We start from the raw sequence: 484 nt of genomic DNA on the forward strand, positions 1-484 counted from the left end.
GCGGCCACTCCACCGGAGCCCACGACGACACCGCCGCCGCCTCCTGGGGAGCCAGCCACCCCCGCGCATGACACGTCATCCCGGCGTCTTCACCAGCCTCGGTGCGAGCGAAGATCACCAGCTCACGACGACCGTCCTCACCCGCAGCACCCACGGAGACCCGCACCTGGGCGGTCGTCCCCTCGTCCAGCAGGAGCGGCGCTTCCATGACCAGCTCGTCCACCACCGGAGCACCCACACGGCGGCCGGCGGCCAACGCCAGCTCGACCCACGCCGTGCCCGGCACGATCAACACGCCGAGAACGACGTGATCGCGCACCCACGGCTGACTGTCGGTGGAAAGGCGACCGGTGAACACCCACTCGTCCCGGTCACCCATCTGCACCGCCGCCGCCAGGACAGGGTGCTCGACCCGGTCCAGACCCGCCGCCGCGACATCACCACCCTGAGCGGACGGCATCAACCAGTAGTTCTCCCGCTGGAA

1 protein-coding gene is annotated in these 484 nt (G+C 70.5%); it reads right to left on the reverse strand.

The annotated features are described in order from the left end of the window. Positions 1–484, reverse strand: a 484-nt coding sequence (locus tag IH00_RS38645) for a polyketide synthase dehydratase domain-containing protein (protein ID WP_199819891.1), incomplete at both ends; no start/stop codon positions are given.

This window comes from Streptomyces sp. NRRL S-118 (genome assembly GCF_000716335.1).
Lineage (GTDB): Bacteria > Actinomycetota > Actinomycetes > Streptomycetales > Streptomycetaceae > Streptomyces.